The organism is Nocardioides dubius (genome assembly GCF_039528155.1).
Taxonomy (GTDB): Bacteria; Actinomycetota; Actinomycetes; order Propionibacteriales; family Nocardioidaceae; genus Nocardioides; species Nocardioides dubius.
Map to the genome: position 1 here is coordinate 230,076 of NZ_BAAALG010000007.1, position 4,880 is coordinate 234,955.

Annotated in this window: 6 protein-coding genes and 1 pseudogene; 6 read left to right on the plus strand and 1 reads right to left on the minus strand. The window is 70.0% G+C overall.

The annotated features are described in order from the left end of the window. Positions 1 to 949, minus strand: a 949-nt coding sequence (locus tag ABD151_RS09840; RefSeq protein ID WP_343993783.1) for an MFS transporter, incomplete at its 3' end; no start/stop codon positions are given. Positions 950 to 1,169: 220 nt separating this feature from the next. Between ABD151_RS09840 and ABD151_RS09845 the strand changes: the two genes are divergently transcribed. The 6 genes and pseudogenes from ABD151_RS09845 to ABD151_RS09870 all read left to right on the plus strand — a co-directional run. Beyond that, complete coding sequence (locus ABD151_RS09845) at positions 1,170 to 1,442, plus strand: flagellar FlbD family protein (RefSeq protein WP_343993785.1); 273 nt, start codon at positions 1,170 to 1,172, stop codon at positions 1,440 to 1,442. Beyond that, entirely contained in the window at positions 1,442 to 2,209 is a 768-nt protein-coding gene (locus ABD151_RS09850) for a motility protein A (protein ID WP_343993787.1), read from the plus strand. Before ABD151_RS09845 ends, ABD151_RS09850 begins: the two co-directional genes overlap by 1 nt. Position 2,210: 1 nt before the next feature. Next, a complete protein-coding gene (locus tag ABD151_RS09855) occupies positions 2,211 to 3,101 on the plus strand; it encodes a flagellar motor protein MotB (RefSeq protein WP_343993789.1) in 891 nt (296 codons plus the stop codon). Next, the gene (locus ABD151_RS09860; RefSeq protein ID WP_343993791.1) at positions 3,101 to 3,544 is read left to right on the plus strand and encodes a flagellar basal body-associated FliL family protein; all 444 of its coding nucleotides are present in this window, start codon (positions 3,101 to 3,103) and stop codon (positions 3,542 to 3,544) included. Before ABD151_RS09855 ends, ABD151_RS09860 begins: the two co-directional genes overlap by 1 nt. 173 nt (positions 3,545 to 3,717) lie before the next feature. Further along, the gene (locus ABD151_RS09865; protein WP_343993793.1) at positions 3,718 to 4,659 is read left to right on the plus strand and encodes a flagellar motor switch protein FliM; all 942 of its coding nucleotides are present in this window, start codon (positions 3,718 to 3,720) and stop codon (positions 4,657 to 4,659) included. Further along, positions 4,656 to 4,880: pseudogene (locus ABD151_RS09870) on the plus strand (flagellar motor switch protein FliN); the annotation flags it as partial. The gene ABD151_RS09865 and the pseudogene ABD151_RS09870, both read left to right, overlap by 4 nt.

Consider the following 4,880-nt stretch of genomic DNA (forward strand, 5'->3'; position numbering starts at 1 on the left):
TGGTCGCGGGCAGCTCGGCCAGGCCCGCTTTGAGGGGACCGAAGCCGCGCACCATCTGCAGGTACTGCGAGAAGAAGAAGAGCAGCCCGAGGAACCCGAAGATCGCCAGCACGTTGGCAGCCAGGGCTCCGGAGAAGGCGGGCACCTTGAAGAGCGAGACGTCGAGCAGCGGCACCTCCAGGGTGAGCTGTCGCCGGAGGAAGATCCAGCCCATGACGACGCCGACGACGAGTGCGCCGACCGTCAGCACGTCGACGCCGTCCGAGATGGCGTGCTTGATCGCGAAGACCAGCGGCACGATGGCGGCGATCGAGAGCAGCGAGGAGAGCCAGTCGACCCGCGCCGCCGACTCGCCCTTCGACTCCGGCAACAGCAGCCACCCGGCGATCAGGGTCACCACCATCACCGGGATGTTGATCAGGAAGACCGAGCCCCACCAGAACCGCTCCAGCAGCACGCCGCCCACCAGCGGGCCCAGTGCAGCGCCGGCCGTCGCGCCGACCGACCAGATGGCGATCGCGCGGGCACGCTGGCCACGGTCGAGGAACATCGAGCGCACGATCGAGAGCGTGGAGGGCATCAGCGTCGCGCCGGCGAGGCCGAGCAGGGCGCGGGCCGCGATCAGGGTCTCCGGGTTGGGGGCGAACGCCGCCAGCGCGGAGGAGAGCCCGAACCCGACGGTGCCGATCAGCAGCAGCCTCTTGCGCCCGATCCGGTCGGCGAGGTTGCCCATGGTGATCAGCAGGCCGGCGAGGACGAACGCGTAGATGTCGCCGATCCACAGGATCTGGGTGCTGCTGGGCCCCAGGTCCTCGGTCAGCGACGGCACCGCCAGGTAGAGCACCGTCCCGTCGACCGCGAGCAGCGTCACGACCAGGACCAGCACCCCCAGCGCCGCCCACTCCCGCCGTCCCGCCAACACCGTCGGCGCACCCTCTCCCATTCCCATGCCCCCGAGATTAACAGACCATCTGGTCGGTTAAACGTGAACCTTCCGGATAGTCCCTGACGTTTCCGTGGTTTTGCGTCCGTTTTGTCCACGAAAACGTCAGGGACTATCTCGAAGGAACGCAAAGCCGCGGCTTCGCCTCAGGTCTGCGGGGCGGGTGCCGATGGGTGACCTGTAGGCCACGGACGGCCCACGGCCCAGCACAAGGATGGTGCGCACCATGATCACGCTTACCCGACTCTCCGGATCGCAGTTCGTCTTGAACTCCGACCTGATCGAGCGCGTCGACGCGACGCCCGACACGGTGATCACCCTGGTCGACGGGAAGAAGTACGTGGTCGCCGAGCGCCCCTCCGAGATCGTCAAGCTGGTGCGTGAGCACCGCGGCTGGGTGGTCGCGATGCGGGACGTCCTGGAGGCGGACGGCCCCGATCCTGAGCCGCACCTGGCACCCGTCGCCTCCCTGCACATCGAACAGGACCAGGAGGCGTAATGGATCCGGCAACCCTGATCGGGCTGGGCTTCGCCTTCGCCGTCATCCTGATCGCCAACGTCCTCGAAGGCGGCAGCCCCACCCACCTGCTGCTCTTCCCGCCGATGCTGCTGGTCTTCGGCGCCACCATCGGCGTCACCGTCGCCGGCTGCACGATGGCCGATGCCAAGAACGCCGTCCGCTCGCTGAAGAAGGCGTTCACCGGCAAGGCCGAGTCCGGCGCCGACATCGTGCCGACGATCGTCGATCTCGCCGACGTCGCCCGCAAGGAGGGCCTGCTGGCCCTCGAGGACCGGCTGCGCAACATCGACGACCCCTTCCTGGTCAAGGGCGTCACCATGGCGGTGGACGGCACCGACCCCGAGGAGCTGCGCGACATCCTCGAGGCCGAGGTGCACGCGAAGCGCCTGCAAGCCAAGCAGAACGCGAAGTTCTACACCGACGCCGGCGGCTACGCCCCGACCATCGGCATCGTCGGCACCGTGATGAGCCTGGTGCACGTGCTCGGCAACCTCTCCAAGCCCGACGAGCTCGGCCACATGATCGCCGCCGCCTTCCTGGCCACCCTGTGGGGCGTGCTGTCGGCCAACGCGATCTGGCTGCCGATCGCGGCCCGGCTCAAGCGACTCAGCGAGCTGGAGGTCGCCCGGATGGAGATGGTGATCGAAGGCGTCGCCGCGATCCAGGCCGGCTCCAACCCGCGGGTGGTCGCACAGAAGCTGAAGTCGTTGCTCCCCAACGACGAGCAGGACGCCGAGGCGGCCTGACATGCGCCGCAAACGCGAGATCGAGGAGGAGCACGAGAACCACGAGCGCTGGCTGGTCTCCTACGCCGACATGATCACCGTGCTGATGGCCCTGTTCATCGTGCTCTTCGCGATGAGCCAGGTCGACGAGACCAAGTACTCCGAGCTCAAGGAGTCGCTGCGCAACGGGTTCGGCGAGAGCGGCGCGATGATGCACGAGAAGTCGTCGATCCTGGAGTCCAACAGCAGCGTCACGGTGGGCGCCGTCGTCCCCCAGGACGAGCTCAGCGCGATGACCCCCGAGCAGATCCAGATGGTCGACCGGGCCCTGCAGCGCAGCAAGCAGCTCGAGCAGCAGCGGGTCGCGAACGAGGTCGACAACGAGGTCTCCCGGCTCGAGGACGTGCTGCGCCGGCTCAGCAAGGCGCTGCGCGCACACGGCCTGGCCGACGACGTCCGCGCCAGCATCGATGACCGCGGCCTGGTGGTCAGCCTGGTCTCCCAGCACGTGGTCTTCCACGCGAACCTGGCCTCCCTCACCGATCGCGGACGCCGAGTGCTCAACACGCTGAGCCCGGTGCTGCGCGACCTGCCCGACGACCTCCAGATCGACGGGCACACCAACCAGGTCCCGGTCCAGCCCAAGTACTTCGACACCGACTGGGACCTCTCCGCAGCCCGGGCGATCACCGTGCTGCGCCACCTCAACGAGGTGGGCCGGATCCCCACCGACCGTCTCTCCGCCACCGCCTACGGCATGGAGCGCCCGCTCATCGACCCCGACAAGGCCGGTTCGCAGCGGATCAACAAGCGCGTCGACATCGTGGTGCTGTCGTCGCTCCCGCCCGAGTCGCGCCAGCTGCTCGCCGAGCACGGCTTCGACGCCACGGGCACCCCCACGAAGGAGTCCTGATGACCATGACCGCGATGCCGTCCGGCCGCCAGGCCGAGGCCGAGGCTGAGGAGCCGCCCAAGTCGCGCCGCAAGCTGCTGATCATCCTCGCCCTGGCGACGGTGCTGGCCGCCGGCAGCGCCTGGTGGTTCGTGCTGCGCCCGTCCGGGCCCGAGGAGCCGAAGCCCGGCACGGTGGTGCCGCTCGAGGCGATCCAGATCAACCTGGCCGGCGGGCACTACCTGCGCCTGGGCATCGCCCTGCAGCTCGCCGAGGGCGCCGAGGAGGTCGACGGCAGCGTCGCCCTCGACCAGGCGATCGACCTCTACAGCGGCCAGAAGATCACCGACGTGACCAGCCCGCCGCGCCGCCGTCAGCTCAAGGCGACCCTGTCGGAGAAGGTCCGCAAGGCCTACCACGACGAAGTGCTCGAGGTGTTCTACATCGACTTCGTAGCCCAGTAGCCACCCGGCGCCGCCGCGCCGCCGCGATGGCCCGTTCGGGTCATCGCCCCACGCACGATCAGGTCATCCACCCGGGACCTGGTCTAGGTCCTCGACCCCCCGGTCGGGCAGTCCTGCGCAGTTTCGCTCAGGTGTTCCCCCGGCCAGCCGATGCACCCGACGTGAATCGCGCGATGACCGCCCCTGCCGCGCCGGTGAGCGCAGGCCGAGCCCGGCGGCGCAACCGTGCCGCCGCGGTGGCGCCCTATGACTTCCGGCGACCCATCCAGCTCTCGCGCGAGCACTCGCGCATCCTCCAGCTCGGCCTGGACGGGTTCGCCCGCCAGGCGACCACCCTGTTCACCTCGACCCTGCGCACGGTCTGCCAGGTGACGCTGCTGGGCATCGAGCAGCAGGCCTACTCCGAGTACGTGGACTCGCTGGGCACCACCACCTACATGACCAAGTTCGCCGCCGACCCGATCCCGGGCACCGGAGTGATCGAGTTCCCGGTGGTCGCGACCATGTCCTGCGTCGACCACATGCTCGGCGGCCCGGGCGGCGACGAGCAGCCCGAGCGCCCCCTGACCGAGATCGAGTCCGGCGTGATCACCGGCCTGGTCGAGCGCCTGCTCGGCGAGCTGCGCTACGCGCTGGCCGACATCGTCGCCCTGGAGCCGGCCATCATCGGCCAGGAGTACAGCCCCCAGTTCGCGCAGATCGCCGCCGGCTCCGACGTGATGGTGGTCGCCGCCTTCACCCTCGCCATCAACGAGCGGGTGCACCGGATGACCCTGTGCCTGCCGTTCGGCGGCATGCTCCCGCACCTGGCGACGGCGGCCGCCCCGTCCCCGGTCTCCGAGCGCGAGCGTGCCCAGCGGGTGCGCGCGGCACAGCTGCTGCGCGCCCAGTTCGACAAGGTGCCGCTGCCGGTCGCGGTCCGGCTGCGCACCACCGCCGTCGACCCCACGGTGCTCTCCGGGCTCCGCCCCGGCGACGTCGTCCGGCTCAGCCACCCTGCGGCCGCACCGCTCGACGTCTGCGTCGCCGACACCGTCTTCGCCCATGCCACTGCCGGGGCCCGTGGGCCGCGCCTGGCAGCCCTGATCGTGGCCACCCCTGAGGAGAACGCATGAACCCCAACGACCTCGCCCTTGCCGCCGCGACCGCCGTCGCCGAGGTGCTGCCGGCGGCCACGCCGCTGACCGTGGCGCCCCCGCAGCCCGGCACCGAGCACGTCGCCCAGGCCTTTGCCGGTGCGGTGATCGCCGAGGTCACCGGGAACCGGGCGGGTGCGCTCGCCCTTCTGGTCGGGACCGACCTGGTCAACGCCCTGGCGGCCAGCCCGCTCGGCGGC

What these genes read in the sequence shown, in the direction of transcription:
- ABD151_RS09850 (WP_343993787.1), top strand. Translation starts at nt 1,442, where the DNA reads ATGGATCCGGCAACCCTGATCGGGCTGGGCTTCGCCTTCGCCGTCATC.
- ABD151_RS09860 (WP_343993791.1), top strand. Translation starts at nt 3,101, where the DNA reads ATGACCATGACCGCGATGCCGTCCGGCCGCCAGGCCGAGGCCGAGGCT.
- ABD151_RS09845 (WP_343993785.1), top strand. Translation starts at nt 1,170, where the DNA reads ATGATCACGCTTACCCGACTCTCCGGATCGCAGTTCGTCTTGAACTCC.
- ABD151_RS09855 (WP_343993789.1), top strand. Translation starts at nt 2,211, where the DNA reads ATGCGCCGCAAACGCGAGATCGAGGAGGAGCACGAGAACCACGAGCGC.
- ABD151_RS09865 (WP_343993793.1), top strand. Translation starts at nt 3,718, where the DNA reads ATGACCGCCCCTGCCGCGCCGGTGAGCGCAGGCCGAGCCCGGCGGCGC.